The sequence below is a fragment of the Acetobacter sp. AAB5 genome (assembly GCF_050106715.1).
Taxonomy (GTDB): Bacteria; Pseudomonadota; Alphaproteobacteria; order Acetobacterales; family Acetobacteraceae; genus Acetobacter; species Acetobacter oryzifermentans.
This window is the reverse complement of the sequence record NZ_JBNIEW010000004.1, coordinates 1-17133: the sequence shown is the minus strand read 5'-3', so window position 1 is coordinate 17133 and position 17133 is coordinate 1. Positions and strand designations below refer to the sequence as shown.

Below are 17133 nucleotides of genomic sequence, written 5' to 3'. Positions count from 1 at the left end.
AAGTAAGAGTAAGAAAAGACTGCATTTAAAATGAGTAATGAAAAAATATTTTAAGAAAGTTCCCGTCTTTATAAACACTTTCTTAACAAAATTATGCACGTTTTTGTGAGCTTGATGCTGCTATAAGCCAACCAACAAACATAAAAATCCATCCCGCAGTGGGGAAAGAAAAAACAGCGCTGGTTGAAGTAATGGGCCATAACAGAATGCAACAGGCCACAAAGAGCATGGCTTGCTGCGGATGGTGCTCTACATCCAGCGCCCGCCACCCAATGCGCACCCATTGAAAAGCCAAACCTATAAATGCCACAAGGCCCGGTAAACCAGCCGTTGTGGCAACTTGCAGATAATAGTTGTGCGGGTGAATATTACAGCCCCGGTCCGTATCATTTGTAAGTGTTTCTATGCCCAAAAAAGATAAGGCATGTGTTTGGATAGGGACGTGGCAGAAATTCCTAAAGCCATCCATCCCCAGCCCCACCCAAGGGTGTTGGGCAACCATAGCAATGGCAGAGCGGAAAAGCTTGCCGTAGTCGCTTTGGGCAAAATGATGCAGCTGATCAGAAAATTTTAGGACAAGTTTGGCGTAAACAGGTGGAGAGATTACCGGCAAGCAGGCAATCAACCCACCAGCGCAGGCAAGAATGAGGCCAAATGGCAGGCGAAAGCGGGGGAAGATAAATGCCGTAAGAGACAGCCCAAAAAAGAGCAGCACACAGCTCATACGCTGGCCGATCAGCACCATGGTTGTGACGCCCAGCAACAGAAGCGCACAGCCAAGAACCCAGTATTTCAGCTTGTTTTGGCGTAACAGGCGTAAAACGCTTGGCATAATGCCCGGGAAAAACAGCATCAGCAGCGTAAAGCCCGCGCGGGGTTTTGTGAATGGCCCTGTCAGGCTGCCATCACCCCAGCGCGGCATGCCCATCAGGTTTGTGCCGGTTAGATACTGTTGCCAGCATTGGCTTATCAGCCACAAAGCGGCCAGTAAGCAGATTCGTTCCAGCCACATGCGTTGTGCTTCAGTGGCAAGAAGCCAGCATTGTAGTGCCACGCAAAACAGAAAAAGCCGAGGCAGGCAAAGCGCCTGCACCCACTCCCCCGTAATGCCAGCGTGCATGGAGGAAAGCAGGCATAACCCGCAAAATAATGCGGCCAGTTTAAGCCAAGGTTGTTTAATCCACTGCCAGTTCTGCAACAGGACACTGTGCAACAGAAACAGCCCCCCAATGACAGAAGCAAACGTGTCCGAAAGGGCGCGGCTATAGAATAGAAAAAATGGGAAGATACTCAGACACACCAAACCTGCTGCTGTCAGATATCCAGCCAGCTTAATACGGAATGGGGAGGAAACAGCAGGAGGCATGTCTGGAATGGATAAGGCTGGCTATGAGATAGTGCAGCCAGCCCCCAATCAGTTGGGCTGATTAGAACGGGATTTCGTCATCAAGATCTCCGTTGCCGCCAGACGCATCCCAGCCGCCGGAGTTATTGCCGCCGCTGCGCTGCGCTGGCGGCTGGCGTGGTGCGGATGATGGAGCGCCATAAGCACCACCGCTGCCCCCACTGTTGTAGCCGCCGTAGCTGCTGCCGCTTCCACCACCAAAGCCACCGCCGCCTTCGCTTTCACCTTCGCCACTATTGCGGCTATCCAGCAGCACCAGCTCACCACGGAAACGGTCAATAATCACTTCCGTTGTGTAGCGTTCCTGGCCACCCTGATCTGTCCATTTTCTGGTTTGCAGGGAGCCTTCCAGATAAACCTTGCGGCCTTTGCGCAGGAAACGTTCGGCCACATCTGCCAGACGTTCATTAAAAATGACTACGCGATGCCATTCTGTGCGTTCACGCCGTTCACCAGATGCGCGGTCATTCCATGTGTCGCTGGTGGCCAGAGAGAAGGAAACAATCTTTGCACCGCTCTGGCTGGAGCGCACTTCGGGGTCTTTGCCCAGATTGCCGACCAGAATAACCTTGTTAACGCTGCCAGCCATGAATGCCGTTACCTTCTATTTGCGTAAAATCCATTTTCGTTCTGCCTGTGTAGCGCACCTGCTGGAACGTGTAAAAAGCTTAAAGACGCCAGATAGAAAATCGGGCGGCACCATGTTGGCGTTCTGCCAGAAAAACAGGTGTGCTTGCCGTTTCTAACGCTTCTTCTTGGGTGGAAAAAGGTAAAGCTTCCTCACGTCCAGTTTCAATAACTGCAATGGCATCTGGAGCAATCCAACCTTTGCTTTGTAGGGCTTTGAGGGCGCGTTCGGGCAGATTCTGGTGATAGGGGGGGTCCAGAAACACCAATCCAGCCGAGGCCGTGCAGGCGGGTGGGGATGTGACATCCCGCGCAATCACGGTGCAGCTCTCTTCCCATTTGCAAGCTTGAATATTGGCCCGTAACGCGGCGAGGGCCGGGCGACTGGTTTCGAAAAAAGTCGCATGGCTTGCTCCGCGAGAAAGCGCTTCCAGCCCCAATGCGCCAGTGCCAGCAAATGCGTCCAGCACATGCGCACCGGAGATAAGTGTAGGCCCACCCCAAGGTGCATGTAGCAGCATATCAAACAAGGCCTGCCGCACACGGTCTGCCGTAGGGCGTGTGGTCTGCCCTGTGGGGGCTGTTAGCAGCCGTCCTTTACGGCTGCCAGCAATAATCCGAACCATTAATCTGCCTGTTTTGCAGGTGCGCGCTGGGTGGTTGGGGTCTTTTCTGTTGCTTTGGGGAGCTGATCACGCAGCACGCGGGGAGAAACTTCTTCCAGTTCACGGCGCAGCAAAGTGCCAAGCTGAAAAGGCCCATAACTGGTGCGTATCAGGCGGCTGACGTGCAGGTTCATGCCCGCCATTACCTTACGGATTTCACGGTTTTTCCCTTCCTTGAGGGAAACTGTCAGCCACGCATTGTCACCTTTGCGCGAATCCAGAACTGCATGGATAGGGCCGTAACGCACACCATCAAACACGCTACCTTGGGCAAGGCTTGCCAAGCGTTCTTCATCCACCACGCCAAATACGCGCACTCTGTAGCGGCGTAGCCAGCCGTTGGAGGGAAGTTCCAGCCTGCGGGCCAGTTCACCATCATTGGTGAGCAGCAGCAGTCCTTCACTGTTCAGATCAAGCCGCCCAACGCTGATAACGCGCGGCATACCCTCTGGCAGGGAGGCAAAAACCGTAGGCCGACCTTCCGGGTCTTTGTGCGTTGTCACCAAGCCATCTGGCTTATGGTAACGCCACAAACGGGTGCGTTCCGGGGCTGAAACGGGTTCTCCATCAACCTGTACAATATCGCCATTTGTTACAAAGGTGGCAGGGTGTGTTACCGGCTGGCCATTCAGGCGGATGCGGTTTTCCTCTATCATGCGCTCCGCATCACGGCGGCTGGCAACGCCACTGCGGGCCAGCCATTTTGCTATGCGTTCCCCTCGGGTTTCCTGCGTCACGCTGAATCTCCTGCTGCCTGTATGAAGGCTTTAAAAAGTGCTTTGTCTGCGGGGTCTATGCCAAATTCCGGGTGCCATTGCACCCCAAGGCAGAAAGAATGTGTGGGATCTTCAATCCCCTCAATAATACCATCTTCTGCCACAGCGTTAATAATGCATCTTCCCGGTGTTTTGACAGCCTGATGGTGGGAGGAATTAACGCCAATACGTGCGGGGTTGTGCGTGCTACGTGCCAATAAGGTATCAGGCGTGACCGTTACACTGTGGCTTGCTTCATCCCGTGGGTTTGGCTGTTCGTGCGGAAGGGCTGAGGGGCATTCTTCTGGAATGTGCTGGATCAGGCTGCCGCCAAGGGCCACGGCTATAAGTTGCATGCCACCACATATGCCCAAAACCGGCATATCACGCTGTAAGGCTTCAGCCAGATAAGCAGCCTCAGCCTGCGTGCGGCGAGGGCGCAAGCTTACGGTGGGGTGCACATGCGTTTCCCCATACAAAGAGGGATCAATATCAAATGCGCCACCCGTTATAATCAATCCGTCCAGCAAGTGCATGTAATCGGCACAAAGCTGCGGAAACAAAGGCAACGCAACAGGCAGCCCGCCTGCGGTGGAAACGGCAGACATATAATTTTCCCGCATGGCATACCATTTGAAGCGGGAATAACGGCCTTCACCGCCATCTTCCAAATCAAGCGTAATACCAATAACGGGACGTTTTTCTATCATATGCCACTATCCTGAAAGAACGGGGGAGGAAGAGAGGCAATACCGTTCTTTCAGGGGTATGTAGCAAAGTACTGGCGCGGGAAACAAAAACCCGTGCGGCCAATCCGTTTCTGGCTTGCCTGTTAGCGGGACAGAAAGGAAGGAATACTGATAGGAAGCGTTTTGGTGGCGGTGGGGGGCGGCGCCAAGGTTGCCGGTTCGTAATTGACACCGTCTGCAATGGCGAGACCAAATCCAATGGCCGCAGCAGCCAGAATGAAAGACAGGCTATGCATGTTTCTGACCCTCCTCAATCGGGTTTGGTATGCTTGAAAAACAACCCCAAAGGCACCCTCACGCTCTGTTACAGAACAGATTAAGGCTCCTTTAAGGCAGGATGACAAAAAAGCATGCACGATTGCAAGAAGAATCTGGATATTTTCTAGTAGATAAAAGCGAAAAAAACCTGAACGTTTCGGATGGTAGAGAGTAACATTTCGTGAGCACACGGCATGACTAAACAAAACGGCATGGCGCTGGCGTTGTGGCAGGCGCATCTTGCTGCTGCAAACGGAGAAGTGCCGGTGGGGGCCGTGCTGCTGGATAGCGCCGGAAAAGTGTTGGCGCAGGCAGGTAACCGCGTTGAAGAACTGCATGATCCATCAGCCCATGCTGAAATGTTGGTTATGCGCGAAGCTGTGCAACAGCGGCAGGGGCAAAAGCTGGCAGATTGCACCTTATTTGTCTCGCTTGAACCATGCCCTATGTGCGCGGCGGCTATGGCGCACTTTCGGCTGGGGAGGGTGGTGTTTGGCGCGTATGACCCCAAAGGTGGTGGCGTAGAGCACGGTGCACGCTTGCCGCATCGCCCCGAAACCTTACATCGTATGGAAGTTATAGGCGGCGTAAGGGAGCAGGAATCGGCGGAAATGCTGAAAACTTTTTTCCAGACATTACGCAGCCGATAACATCTTGTGAAATTATAAAGAGACAGCTTTTTTTTCTTGGTTGAGAAACCATGTTAGCGTTGTAGGCGTAAGGCACTGTAAACTCTGGGCAATCTGTGGTGGCTGCCAGAGAGGGGTGTTTGGACCGTCCGGGAATTGTCCTGTCGGGATAAAACAAGGAACAGTCGAAGTCGTGATGTCGGGAAAATCTGTGACAAAAGTTTGGGCGCGGAACAGACGCCGTAATTGGATCTCAGCCCTTCTGGCAAGCTGTGTATTGGTAACGGCCGCCGCTCCATGGTGCAGCACGCCAGCACGCGCAGAAGCTGATAGTGTTATTAAGCCGAATACCCCCACTTCTCAGCGTATTCCGGATTTTGTCAGTCTGGTTAAGCAGGTTAAACCGGCCGTGGTGTCTATTACATCCATGATCCGGGCAGATGCCGTGGAAGGTGATGGCGGCGGTATGGGCGGCATGCCTTTTCCGTTCCCGTTTCCTTTCCAGATGATGCCGCAGCCTTCACATCAGACGATTGAGGCCAGAGGCTCCGGTTTTGTGATTTCAGCCGATGGTTACGTGGTGACCAACAACCACGTGGTCAAAGGCGCCACCAAGGTTACGGTAACATTGGATGACGGCACAACGCTGCCTGCCAAGGTGGTAGGGCGTGATGGCAAAACCGATCTGGCGCTGCTGAAGGTGACAACGTCTGAAAAACTGCCCTTTATTGAACTGGGTGAATCAGATGATGTGCAGCCCGGGGAATGGGTGATTGCCGTTGGTAATCCGTATGGGCTGGGTGGCACTGTTACGGCTGGTATTGTTTCTGCCCGTGGCCGAGATATTAACGAAGGCCCTTACGATAACTTCATTCAGGTTGATGCGCCCATTAATCGTGGGAATTCCGGCGGCCCGCTGTTTACACAGGATGGTAAGGTTGTTGGGGTGAATACCGCCATTCTTTCACCTTCTGGCGGGGGGTCCATTGGCATCGGGTTTGCGATTCCATCGGATACCGTGCGCAATGTGGTCGAGCAGCTTCGCAAAACGGGGCATGTGGTGCGCGGCTATCTGGGCGTAAATGCACAGGTTATTTCTCCTGTTATGGCGCGTGCCCTTGGTTTGCCAGCCCCCTCCACACCGGGGGCACCGCCAGTTGGTGCGCTGGTTGCAAGCGTAAGCCCCGGTAGCCCGGCTGAAAAAGTTGGCCTGAAATCGGAAGATGTGATTACCGATTTTAATGGGCAGAAAGTCAGCAACCCACATGATCTGGCTGTGCGCGTGGCGTCTATGGCACCGGGTAAGCAGGCAACAATTGGTTATCTACGCGGCGGTAAAGCCCAGACAGCTACCGTTACAATCGGAGATCTGAAAACTGCTTCCAGTGATGGCAGCAGCGGCAGCAATGCGGATGTTGCACGTGGCCAGCGGCTTGGTATTGCTTTGGCCCCCCTTTCTCGCGATGTGCGCCAGCAGTTGGGGCTTTCGGCAGATGTGCGCGGCGTTGTTGTGAGTGACGTTGATCCTGGTTCCCCGGCAGATCAGGCGGGTATTCGGCCTGGGGATGTCATTCAGGCAATTGGCAGTCAGGCTGTGGATTCCCCGCGTGCAGCAGTGGCCAGTGTGAAGGCCGCACTGGCGTCTAAAAAGCCTGTGCTGTTGCGGGTTATGCGGGATAATCAGTCTCTGTTTATCGCGATCTCTCCAGATGGCAGCAATAATGCCCCGTCATCTGATGATGGTGGTGATGACGACGATAACTAAAGGATTGAGGTTATCCGAATCGTTGGAAAGGCTGGCTCAGAAATGGGCCAGCCTTTTTCTTTTATGCGCTAGATGGATTTAAGGCCGTAAGCGATGTCTTGCAGATTGGGCAGGGAAAGAATGCGGATGCAGTGATTTTCTGTGCCAGAAATAATTTTATCACGGCGGAGGGCGCTGATGGTGCGGCTTACCGTTTCAATTGTCAGCCCTAGATAGTCTGCAATATCCACACGTGTCATGGGCACAGAAGCTGTGGTTTCTGCATCGGGATCATGCGGATAGGTGCGGTGATATTGTTTGATCCGATCTAGAAGAAAACTGGCAACTTTTTCTTTGGCAGTTTTGCGCCCTAACAGCAGCATCTGTTCTTGCGCATCAGCCAACTCATGCGTGACAGCCGAGAGGAGATGACGGGCAAACCCTGGGTATTCGGCCAATAAATTTTCTATCTGCGCATGTGTGCAGCGGCACAATAATACAGTGCTTACGGTTTCTGCCCCAAAAGAATAGGTGCGTGAGTTACTAAGGCCAACAAACTGGCCTGCATCTGCAAATCCGGTAATCTGGCGGCGTCCGTCTGGTAGAGATTTAAACAGTTTAACTGTGCCGCTGATAACATTGAAAAAAGCAGATGCCGGTGTGCCTTCTTCAATAACTGCCGTACCCGGTGGCAAAGAAATCTGGCGTGTGGCGTGTGCCAAAACCGCCACATCCTGATCTTCTATGCTGCTGCACAGGTTATATTCGCGCACCTTGCACATCAAGCATCGAGCGGAATCAGTATCTGTGCGCCCGGTGCGTTTGCCAACGGAATGAAGTGCCTGAGCAGAAGGAGAAGGTGGCATGGAAGCAGAATCCGGAAAACCCGGTACCTTCAGCATTATGGCGAACGTGCTGGACCGGAAAGAAAAGGAATATGTGGCGTAACTATTATGTCATTGTTGATATAAATCAATAATGCGCAGTTGTCTGGGGTGGATTGGTTACAATTTGCCTTGGCTATAGGCCTTAAAATGCGCTGTGGTTAAAATGACACAGTATTGTCGCATATGGGGCGGAGATGTCTGAGATTTGATCTAAATCAAGGCTGGAAGAACGAGTGCATGATTTTTCCCGCTTCAGATATCGTTCTCTAGCGCAGTGGAAAGACACACAGGCATGGTCAAGTTCCGTTCCCTTTTTACGGCAGTGGTGGCTGGCGTTGCCGCTCTGGCCGGTACCGCCAAAGCTCAGACAGCAGCTCCTAACGCTGCATATGTGAATGCACCGGTCATGCAGCGCATTCCCGATGCACCAAAGCCGGGTGCGGGGCATTGTGGCCTGTTTGAAACCTGCGCCAGCACAAAGATCGGTCTTGGCCGTGGTGACTTCATGATCCGTTTGTCCGGTGTGGGCGTTCTGCCGCAGGATCGTGATAGCAAGGCTTGGCTGACAGCTCCTGGCCTTGGTCTGAACCACCTGCCATTGAACAACACGCATCTTTCCACCACCAATCAGGCCATGCCGGAACTGACGGTGGAATACTTCATCACAGATAACCTGTCTGTTGATCTGATTGCCACCAGCACCCGTCATGAAGTGGCTGCGCTGGGTAGCGATGTGCCAGGACTGGGTGGTCCTCGCAAGCTGGATGTGGGTAGCGCATGGGTTCTGCCCCCAACGGTAACATTCGCTTGGCATTTCCGTCCGCATAAGCGCTTCAACCCATATGTGGGTGTGGGTGCAACGGCTATGTGGTTCCACAACATGAACGGTAACCGTGGTTCTGCTCTGGGTCTGACCAAGCTGAACGCTGGCTTCACCGGTGGCCCGTCTGTTAACGTTGGTTTCGATTATCAGATCGTGGGCAACTGGTTCTTCAACGCAGACGTCAAGCAGATGTTCGTGCGTATGCATGCTTGGGTTGAAAACCCAGCAGAAAGCCTGAAAGTGAAAGCTCACGAATCTCTGGATCCGACGGTGGTTTCCGCTGGTATCGCTTACCGGTTCTAAGGCACATTATGGGCGCGGCATCCGTATCTGATCTGATTTCCCGCTACGGTGGGAATCTGCCGCGCTATACAAGTTACCCGACCGCAGCCAGCTTTACGGAAGCGGTCGGCCCCCAACAGGTTGCAGGTTGGTTGAAAGCACTGCCTGAGAATGAACCTGTCTCCCTCTATTTTCATGTTCCTTTTTGCGATGAACTCTGCCGGTTTTGTGGGTGCAATACATCCGTTATGCGGCATGAGGACGGGCGCTTAGCGTACGGTGATCTTCTGCGTGAGGAAATGCGCCGTATCGTGGCCCTTGTGGGGGAACAACGCACAGTAAAGCATGTGCAGTTTGGTGGCGGCACGCCTACCACTTTGCCGCCGCACGCTTTGCGGCAGATTATACGCTCTATCCGAACATTTTTTCAATTTGATCCACAAGCCGAATTGGCAATGGAGCTTGATCCTCGGCATGTGCCTCAGGATTATCCTGCTTTGCTAGGTGATTTGGGTTTTACCCGTATTAGCCTCGGCGTGCAGGATCTGGAACCTCGGGTGCAGGAAGCGTGTGGTCGTCATCAGTCTTTTGAGCAGACGCAAGCAAGTATTCAAGCAGCGCGTGCCGCTGGTGTGTCTGGCGTGAATATTGATCTGATTTACGGCTTACCTTACCAGACAGTAGAAAGCGTGGGCGCAACGGCGCTTAAAATTGCCTCCTTACGGCCAGATCGGCTGGCGGTATTTGGGTATGCGCATGTGCCGTGGAAGCAAAAGCGGCAGCGTCTGATCCCGGAAGCCTCCTTGCCGAAGTCTGATGAAAGACTGGCGCAGCGGGCGGAAATAGACCGGGTTTTGCAGGCACAGGGCTACCAACCCATAGGGTTGGATCATTACGCTCTACCAGAAGATGGTTTGGCTAAAGCAGCCAAAGCTGGGGCGCTACATCGTAACTTTCAGGGTTATACAACAGATTCCTGCCCTGTTTTGTTAGGGATGGGGGCTTCGGCCATTTCCATGTTGCCTGCCGGGTTTGCCCAGAACATTACAAGTGTGGCGGCTTATGCGCGGGCAATGGCTGAAAATTCCGATTCTCTCCCGGTAGCGCGTGGCGTTGCTTTTACGGAAGATGACAAACTGCGTGGGGCCATTATTGAACGCATTATGTGCGATATGGCCGTTGACCTTGCCGCTGTAGGGCAGGGGTACGATTTTTCTGAAGAACTTGCACAACTTCGTCCATTTGAGCAGGATGAGTTGGTGAAGATTGATGGCCAGAACATCAGCGTTACTGCGTTTGGGCGGCCTTTTGTAAGGCATGTGGCTGCTGTGTTTGATACGCGGCGGCGTGCTTTGCAGCAGCAGGCACAGGCAACAGGGCAAGGTGCTGCACCACAGTTTTCTGCTGCCCTTTAAGTAGAACCAAGCCTTGATTGTGCCAGTATTTTGGCGCAAGGAAGGAAAGCTTCCCGTGAAAGGGAGCTATGCAAGACAGCCATAGCGCTGCCTTTATCCAGCCGATATTCTGTGACAGCTGAAGGATCGGACGCCATGAGTCCTGATGCCACTGCTCCCGATCAGAGCGGGACATTCTCTCTGCCAAATTTGCTGGCGCAAACGCCAGTGGCCTCTAACCCTTTTCCACATTGGATGTTGGCAAATGTGCTGGAGCCAGATGCCTGCAAGGCATTATTGGCATGGGATCCTGGCGAGTCGGCTATTGCAGGGGATGTGGGCGGTCGGCGTGAAACGCGGAACAAGTCTCGCGTGTTTGTTGATCCCGCTGTTCGTCAGCAGGATGAGCGCTTAAACCGTATGGCGCATTTGCTGGATAGTGATGCCATGCGGCATGCGTTTGAACGTGTCTGTAATGTAAAATTGGATACAGCAGCGCTGCGTCTGGAATTGTGTTTGGATTCGGATGGCTTCTGGTTAGAGCCACATACAGATATTGGGGCTAAAAAACTTACCCTGCTTATCTCTCTTTCCACCGGGGAAGGGGCCGATGAACTGGGGACAGACTTGATGACTCCAGATGGCAAATCAGTTGCGCGTGCTTCTGGAGCATTTAATTCGGCTGTGCTTTTTATTCCGTCTGACAAAACATGGCACGGTTTTGTAAAGCGGCCCATTAAAGGTACGCGGCGCACATTGATTGTTAATTTTGTTGATCAGAACTGGCGGGCAGTGCACGAACTGGCGTTTGGGCCGCGCTCTGTTCAGCACTAATTTTTCTGACATGGCTGTTTCTGGCAGAACGGGCCTGCGTGCCCGTTTTTGCAATTCTGCGCCAAATCGGGTTTAGGGAAGCAGCATATCTTTAAACGGGGATGAAACGGGAATGAGCGAGCCTGTGCGGGAATCGATGGAATTTGATGTCGTTATTGTTGGGGGCGGCCCGGCTGGGTTGGCTGCTGCAATTCGCCTACGCCAGCTTTCTCCGGATCTGAGCGTCTGCCTGATTGAAAAAGGCAGCGAGATCGGGGCGCATATTGTTTCCGGGGCCGTTATTGAACCCCGCGCACTGGCAGAACTCATTCCTGATTGGAAGGAACGTGGTGCGCCGTTGAACACGCCGGTAACATCGGAAGATATGCTGTATCTGACCGAAACCGGTAGCTTGCGCGTGCCTTTGCTGGATAAGGTCATGCCGCACATGGCCAACCACGGCAATTATATTGTCAGCCTTGGGGAAGTCTGCCGCTGGTTAGCCACGCAGGCAGAAGAACTGGGCGTGGAAATCTATCCAGGTTTTGCCGGTGCTGATGTAATTATCGAGCGTAACCGCGTGGTTGGCGTTGTAACGGGAGACATGGGTGTAACCAAAGAAGGCACGCCCGGCCCCAATTACCAGCCCGGTATGGAACTGCGCGCCCGTTACACCTTGTTTGCAGAAGGGTGCCGAGGTTCTCTGACCAAGCAGGTGATGGCGCATTACGACCTGCGCAAGGATGTGGACCCACAAACATACGGCCTTGGCATCAAGGAAGTGTGGGAAATTCCGGCGGAAAAACATCGCCCTGGTTTGGTGCAGCATAGCTTTGGCTGGCCGCTGGATGACAGCACTTATGGTGGTGCATGGTTGTACCACTTTGGTGAAAATCTGGTGTCCTATGGTTTTGTGGTTGGGCTGGATTACGCCAATACGTGGCTTTCTCCTTTTGAGGAAATGCAACGGATCAAGCTGCACCCGGCTTTCCGCCAGCATCTGGAAGGTGGTCGTCGCATCTCTTACGGTGCACGTGCCCTTTCTGAAGGTGGGTTGCAGGCTATCCCGCGCCTAACTTTCCCCGGTGGCGCTCTGATTGGGGATTCTGCTGGCTTCCTGAACGTGCCTAAAATCAAGGGCACCCATACAGCGATGAAGTCCGGCATGCTGGCGGCGGAAGCTGTTGTAGAGGCCATGAAAACCGACCGTGTTGAACCCGGCGCATTTACAGAAAAAGTGCGGCGTTCATGGTTGTGGTCAGAACTGCGTTCTGCCCGCAATATTCGTCCGGCTTTTGCGCATTTTGGTGCCAAGGCTGGCGCTGTGTACGCGGCTATTGATGCCATGTTGCTGCGTGGCCGTGCCCCGTGGACACTGCACTTTAAGCATGAAGACAGTGATACCCTTAAGCCTGCTTCTTTGTCTGAAAAGCCGTTCTATCCGAAGCCCGATGGCAAGCTAACGTTCGATCGTCTTTCTTCGGTCTTCTTGTCTGCTACTAATCATGAGGAAGATCAGCCGGTGCATCTGCGCCTGCGCAACCCCAGCCTGTGGAAGCCGGTGAACTGGGATGTTTTCCGTGCGCCGGAAAGCCGTTATTGCCCCGCTGGGGTGTATGAAGTGGCAGACGAAGCCACAAATCCACACTTGCAGATCAATGCCCAGAACTGCGTGCACTGCAAAACGTGTGACATCAAGGACCCCGCCCAGAATATAGATTGGACCACGCCAGAAGGTGGTGGTGGCCCTAATTATCCGGCCGGTATGTGAATTTGGAGTAAAGTACGGTAAGGCTGCGTCCGAACCATCCTGCGTCTGCAAGCGAAAGAAGTCATGAAGATACTTGTACCTGTAAAGCGGGTTGTTGATTACAACATCAAGCCGCGTGTGAAGGCAGATGGCAGTGGTGTTGATACCACTGGCGTCAAGATGTCCATGAACCCGTTTGATGAAATTGCGGTGGAAGAAGCTGTGCGCCTGCGTGAAAAAGGCGCTGCTTCTGAAGTTGTTGTGGTTTCTGTTGGTGTTCAGAAGGCGCAGGATACGCTGCGCACTGCCATGGCGATGGGCGCAGACCGCGCCATTCTCGTTCTGTCAGAAGAAAGCCCTGAACCTCTGGCCGTAGCCAAAGTGCTGCGTAAGCTGGTGGAAAAGGAAGAGCCCGGTCTGGTTATTCTGGGCAAGCAGGCCATTGATGATGACATGAACGCCACAGGCCAGATGCTTGCTGGCCTGCTTGGCTGGGGGCAGGGTACATTTGCCAGCAAGGTAGAAATTGCTGATGGCCATGCACGTGTCAGCCGTGAAATTGATGGTGGCACGGAGGAAGTTTCCCTCACGCTCCCCGCTATCATCACAGCCGACCTGCGCCTGAACGAACCACGCTATGCGTCTTTGCCGAACATCATGAAGGCCAAGAAAAAGCCGCTGGAAACCATTGAAGCCGCTGAGCTGGGTGTGGATATGACGCCCCGCCTGAGTGTTGTTTCCGTGGCTGAGCCGCCGGAACGCAAGGCTGGCATCAAGGTTGGTTCCGTTGCGGAACTGGTGGAAAAACTGCGTAACGAAGCAAAGGTGATCTGATCATGACCGCTCTTGTTCTTCTGGATCATGAAGAAGGCCAGATCAGAAAGGCCGCTCTGTCTGCTGTAACGGCAGCTACCCAGTTGGGTGAAGTGCATGTGCTGGTGGCGGGTGATGCCTCCATCGCACAGGCTGCAGCTGCTGTGCCGGGCGTTGCCAAGGTGCTGCACGCAGCTGATGCACGCTATGCACATGAGCTGGCTGAACCTCTGGCTGCTCTTATTGTTTCTTTGGCAGGCCAGTACGATCATATCGTTGCGGCTGCGGGTGCCACGGGCAAAAACGTGCTGCCACGTGCGGCTGCTCTGCTGGATGTGCAGCCTATTCCAGACGTTGTCCGCATTGTGGATGCAGAAACATTTGTGCGTCCCATTTATGCAGGCAATGCTCTGGCTACGGTTAAATCCTCAGATGCCAAAAAAGTGCTGACAGTGCGCAATGCGTCCTTTGATGCAGCCGCATCTACGGGCGGCAATGCTCCGGTAGAAGCTGTGGAAGCAGTGGATGCGCCAGCAGTTTCCAAGTTTGAAGCTGTGCAGCTATCTGATTCCGAACGTCCAGATCTGGAAACAGCTCGTGTGGTGGTATCCGGTGGCCGCGGAATGCAGAGCGAAGAAAAATTCCATACGCTAGACCCACTGGCAGATGCTCTGGGTGCAGCTATTGGGGCATCTCGCGCTGCTGTGGATTCCGGTTTTGTGCCGAACGAATATCAGGTGGGGCAGACAGGCAAGATTGTTGCGCCTGAACTGTACATGGCCTTTGGTATTTCCGGCGCTATCCAGCATCTTGCTGGTATGAAAGACAGCCGCGTGATTGTGGCGATCAATAAAGATCCAGAAGCTCCCATTTTCCAGGTTGCTGATTATGGAATGGAAGCTGACTTGTTTGAAGTTGTGCCGCAGTTGGTTGAAGAGCTGAAGAAATAAATCTTTGCTCCTAAGCTATTTGCTTAAGCAGCCCCGCATACAGTCATGTGTGCGGGGTTTGTTTTTTAGTGGGTATTTGATGTGCCATAAGTGGCCAGAAACATTTTTACAGAGGCATGAATAATTTTTTCTTCGTCCTCAGTCATGTTGTCATACGGCATGTTGAAGCGCTTTCTGTGCGCAATCCGTGTCTGACAAAGTGAGAAAAACTGCTCTGCAGCAAAAACAGGATCATCTGTTTTTAATGTGCCGCGCTGGGTTTGTTCGCGAATCCAGTTGGACAGAGTTTCAATGGCAATGCGTGGGCCATGATACCAAAAGATGGTTGCGAGTTGCGGAAAGTGCGGAGCCTCAGAAACAATCATCCTGTAAAGCATCAAGCTTTCAGGCTGCGTAATCAGCTGCACCATGGCACGGGCTACGGCTGTAAGTGTTTCTTTGGGGGATGCCTCTTTCTGCACGGGGGCCAAGGCAGGGGGAAGTTTTTCCCGGCAGCATTTCTCTACAAAAGCCCCAAAGAGATCAGCTTTGTTGGTGAAATAATTATATAATGTGCCCTTAGAAACACCAGCCTCCCGCGCAATGGCAGACATACTGGCGCCTTCGTAACCGTGTTCAGCAAACACGTTGTAAGCCCCTTTTAAAATCTGCTCTCGCTTGGCTTCTGATTCCCCCGTGCAAGCAGAAGTGAGGGAGGAAACGGAGGAAGATTCGGACATCAGGATTTCAGACTTTAAAGATCAGGCGATTGACGCACAGAGGAAAGAAGGTAGGTTACCATGCTGACCGAACTGGTCGGTCAGTGCAAGGGCTGGTATTTTCTATCAGGCATATCATTTTCGGTGAGGGTGAACGGGTGGCAAAACGGAATGCACAGCGCACAGGCGCGTTGGCGCTGGTTTTCATGCTGGCGGGGTGCATGGTGGGGCCAGATTATAAAAAGCCGGATACATGGTCTCCCTCCCAGTGGCAGCGCGCAGCAAATAAAGATACATCACAGTTGCTGAGTGTTCCTACAACGCAAGCGCCAGATCCGCAGTGGTGGGCCATTTTTAATGATCCCGAACTCACATCGCTTGAAAAACGTCTGGCAGATCAGAACCTTGATGTACAGCAAGCCACTGAACAATTTGCAGTTAGTCGTGGTCAGTTACTGCTAGCCGGAGCGGAGCGGTTTCCAGATCTTGCAGCGTCTGGATCATACCGTAGGGCGCAGTATAGCAGCAAACAGTTGCAGCGTATTGTAGAGCGTATTGGTGAAAACGCGGCTGGAACAGGTATGGGGGAAATGCTTTCTGCGCAGTCCTCTTCCATCTCCATTCCTTTGCTGAATCAGTGGCAGGATGGGGTGCAGGCCAGTTGGGAGGTAGATCTGTGGGGCCGTGTGCGCAGGCAGTACGAAGCTGCTAAAGCGTACATGAACGCTACTATGGAAGAGCGCCGAGGTATTCTGATTGCACGGCAGGCGGAACTGGCATCAGATTACATGACTCTGCGTAACTTGCAGGAACAACTACGCATCACGAAAGAGAATCGTGATGCAGCATCAGCAATCCTGCAATTGAGCTCATCACGTTATAAAAGCGGCTTGGTTAGCGAGCTGGATGTGGATAGTGCTCGTTCAGAGGTAGAACGGACAAGCGCGCTTATCCCTCAGTTTGAGCAGCGCATTGTTATGCAGATCAATGCGATCAATCTGCTGATGGGCGCGCCTCCAGGCGGATTGAATACGGAACTGGAGCAAACCGCAGGTATTCCGCCAGTGCCGCCGCAAGTGCCTGTTGGTTTGCCATCAGAACTGGCAGAGCGCCGCCCCGATATCCGAGAAGCGGGTGAGGAGCTTCATGCCGCTACCGCAGAGGTGGGGCAGGCTGAAGCGGATTTCTATCCAAAAGTCACTATTGATGCGGGCTTTGGTTTCCAGTCCTTCTCTTTCCGCGATATGGGCTTCTGGAGCTCCCGTATGTGGAATGTTGGGCCAGCTATCACGTTGCCTATTTTTCAGGGCGGGCGTCTAACAGGCCAACTACACATGAAGAAGGCCTCACAAAAAGCTGCAGCCCTGCGGTATCGTAAAACGGTTCTGAATGCTTGGAAGGAAGTGGATAACGCCCTTACGGCCTATCAGGCGGAGCAAAAGCGCAATCAGAACATTCGCAATCAGGTTGCGGCAGATGCGCGCTCTCTCGAATTGGCGCAGAGCCAATATAAACATGGGCTCCAAAGTTATTTGCAGGTTTTGGATACACAGCGCCGGCTTTTGCAGTCTCAGACGCAGCTGGCGGATAGCACCGCAACCATATCGGGTAATTTGGTGCAGCTTTATAATGCCCTTGGGGGAGGTTGGGAGACCGCTTTCCCGGAGAAAACCAAGGCTGTTGCTAAAAACTGAGTGTAAAAATTGGGCGGTCGTATGGCCGCCTTTTTTACGAAAAAACGCACTTCTTTGAAGAATATGAATTTTTTCTGATTTTTAGAGTTGACGACGTATGTTTATGGGGTGTAGAAGCTGCTTCACCGAGACGGAGTGGTCTTGGCGGGTTTAGGAAGATCTGCTAGGTTATTCGGCTCTTTTGGTCTTTGACAAGA

General features: G+C 53.0%; 17 protein-coding genes. 9 read left to right on the top strand and 8 right to left on the bottom strand.

The annotated features are described in order from the left end of the window. Nucleotides 1-91 precede the first annotated feature (91 nt). From ACP7IZ_RS05935 to ACP7IZ_RS05910, 6 genes are all read right to left on the bottom strand, one after another. Nucleotides 92-1366, bottom strand: coding sequence for an O-antigen ligase family protein (locus tag ACP7IZ_RS05935; protein WP_426848260.1), 1275 nt, complete (start codon nucleotides 1364-1366; stop codon nucleotides 92-94). Nucleotides 1367-1427: 61 nt separating this feature from the next. Beyond that, nucleotides 1428-1994, bottom strand: a complete 567-nt coding sequence (ssb, locus tag ACP7IZ_RS05930) for a single-stranded DNA-binding protein (protein ID WP_426848259.1) — start codon at nucleotides 1992-1994, stop codon at nucleotides 1428-1430. Between the two features lie 79 nt (nucleotides 1995-2073). Next, nucleotides 2074-2658 carry a 16S rRNA (guanine(966)-N(2))-methyltransferase RsmD gene (rsmD, locus tag ACP7IZ_RS05925; protein WP_426848258.1) on the bottom strand — a complete coding sequence of 195 codons (585 nt, stop codon included), beginning with the start codon at nucleotides 2656-2658 and terminating at the stop codon, nucleotides 2074-2076. Continuing rightward, nucleotides 2658-3434, bottom strand: coding sequence for a pseudouridine synthase (locus ACP7IZ_RS05920; protein WP_006115595.1), 777 nt, complete (start codon nucleotides 3432-3434; stop codon nucleotides 2658-2660). Before ACP7IZ_RS05920 ends, rsmD begins: the two co-directional genes overlap by 1 nt. Next, the gene (locus ACP7IZ_RS05915) at nucleotides 3431-4162 is read right to left on the bottom strand and encodes a gamma-glutamyl-gamma-aminobutyrate hydrolase family protein (protein WP_426848257.1); all 732 of its coding nucleotides are present in this window, start codon (nucleotides 4160-4162) and stop codon (nucleotides 3431-3433) included. The genes ACP7IZ_RS05920 and ACP7IZ_RS05915 overlap by 4 nt, the downstream gene beginning before the upstream one ends. A gap of 122 nt (nucleotides 4163-4284) precedes the next feature. After that, complete coding sequence (locus ACP7IZ_RS05910) at nucleotides 4285-4437, bottom strand: hypothetical protein (protein ID WP_003626506.1); 153 nt, start codon at nucleotides 4435-4437, stop codon at nucleotides 4285-4287. Nucleotides 4438-4653: 216 nt separating this feature from the next. Between ACP7IZ_RS05910 and ACP7IZ_RS05905 the strand changes: the two genes are divergently transcribed. Next, nucleotides 4654-5109 carry a nucleoside deaminase gene (locus ACP7IZ_RS05905; RefSeq protein ID WP_426848256.1) on the top strand — a complete coding sequence of 152 codons (456 nt, stop codon included), beginning with the start codon at nucleotides 4654-4656 and terminating at the stop codon, nucleotides 5107-5109. A gap of 175 nt (nucleotides 5110-5284) precedes the next feature. Continuing rightward, nucleotides 5285-6853, top strand: a complete 1569-nt coding sequence (locus tag ACP7IZ_RS05900) for a Do family serine endopeptidase (RefSeq protein ID WP_426848255.1) — start codon at nucleotides 5285-5287, stop codon at nucleotides 6851-6853. A gap of 68 nt (nucleotides 6854-6921) precedes the next feature. Here the strand turns inward: ACP7IZ_RS05900 and ACP7IZ_RS05895 are convergent, their stop codons facing one another. Further along, nucleotides 6922-7734: a Crp/Fnr family transcriptional regulator gene (locus ACP7IZ_RS05895; protein ID WP_426848253.1), complete on the bottom strand. Its 813-nt coding sequence runs from the start codon at nucleotides 7732-7734 to the stop codon at nucleotides 6922-6924. A gap of 277 nt (nucleotides 7735-8011) precedes the next feature. Here ACP7IZ_RS05895 and ACP7IZ_RS05890 point away from each other — a divergent pair, with 277 nt between their 5' ends. The 6 genes from ACP7IZ_RS05890 to ACP7IZ_RS05865 all read left to right on the top strand — a co-directional run bounded on the left by ACP7IZ_RS05890 (nucleotide 8012) and on the right by ACP7IZ_RS05865 (nucleotide 14544). Next, nucleotides 8012-8845, top strand: coding sequence for an OmpW/AlkL family protein (locus tag ACP7IZ_RS05890; RefSeq protein WP_426848252.1), 834 nt, complete (start codon nucleotides 8012-8014; stop codon nucleotides 8843-8845). A gap of 8 nt (nucleotides 8846-8853) precedes the next feature. Continuing rightward, nucleotides 8854-10239, top strand: a complete 1386-nt coding sequence (gene hemN, locus ACP7IZ_RS05885) for an oxygen-independent coproporphyrinogen III oxidase (protein ID WP_426848251.1) — start codon at nucleotides 8854-8856, stop codon at nucleotides 10237-10239. Nucleotides 10240-10374: 135 nt separating this feature from the next. After that, on the top strand, nucleotides 10375-11052 hold the full coding sequence (locus tag ACP7IZ_RS05880) for a 2OG-Fe(II) oxygenase (RefSeq protein ID WP_426848250.1): 678 nt from the start codon (nucleotides 10375-10377) through the stop codon (nucleotides 11050-11052). A 112-nt stretch (nucleotides 11053-11164) separates the two neighbouring features. Then, nucleotides 11165-12802 carry an electron transfer flavoprotein-ubiquinone oxidoreductase gene (locus ACP7IZ_RS05875; protein WP_426848249.1) on the top strand — a complete coding sequence of 546 codons (1638 nt, stop codon included), beginning with the start codon at nucleotides 11165-11167 and terminating at the stop codon, nucleotides 12800-12802. 63 nt (nucleotides 12803-12865) lie between these two features. After that, on the top strand, nucleotides 12866-13615 hold the full coding sequence (locus ACP7IZ_RS05870) for an electron transfer flavoprotein subunit beta/FixA family protein (RefSeq protein ID WP_006115584.1): 750 nt from the start codon (nucleotides 12866-12868) through the stop codon (nucleotides 13613-13615). A 2-nt stretch (nucleotides 13616-13617) separates the two neighbouring features. After that, complete coding sequence (locus ACP7IZ_RS05865; protein ID WP_426848248.1) at nucleotides 13618-14544, top strand: FAD-binding protein; 927 nt, start codon at nucleotides 13618-13620, stop codon at nucleotides 14542-14544. Nucleotides 14545-14609: 65 nt separating this feature from the next. Here the strand turns inward: ACP7IZ_RS05865 and ACP7IZ_RS05860 are convergent, their stop codons facing one another. Further along, a complete protein-coding gene (locus ACP7IZ_RS05860) occupies nucleotides 14610-15263 on the bottom strand; it encodes a TetR/AcrR family transcriptional regulator (RefSeq protein ID WP_426848247.1) in 654 nt (217 codons plus the stop codon). A gap of 83 nt (nucleotides 15264-15346) precedes the next feature. On the opposite strand from ACP7IZ_RS05860, the gene ACP7IZ_RS05855 reads away from it, so the two are divergent. Continuing rightward, nucleotides 15347-16936: an efflux transporter outer membrane subunit gene (locus ACP7IZ_RS05855; RefSeq protein WP_426848389.1), complete on the top strand. Its 1590-nt coding sequence runs from the start codon at nucleotides 15347-15349 to the stop codon at nucleotides 16934-16936. The last annotated feature ends 197 nt before the right edge of the window (nucleotides 16937-17133 follow it).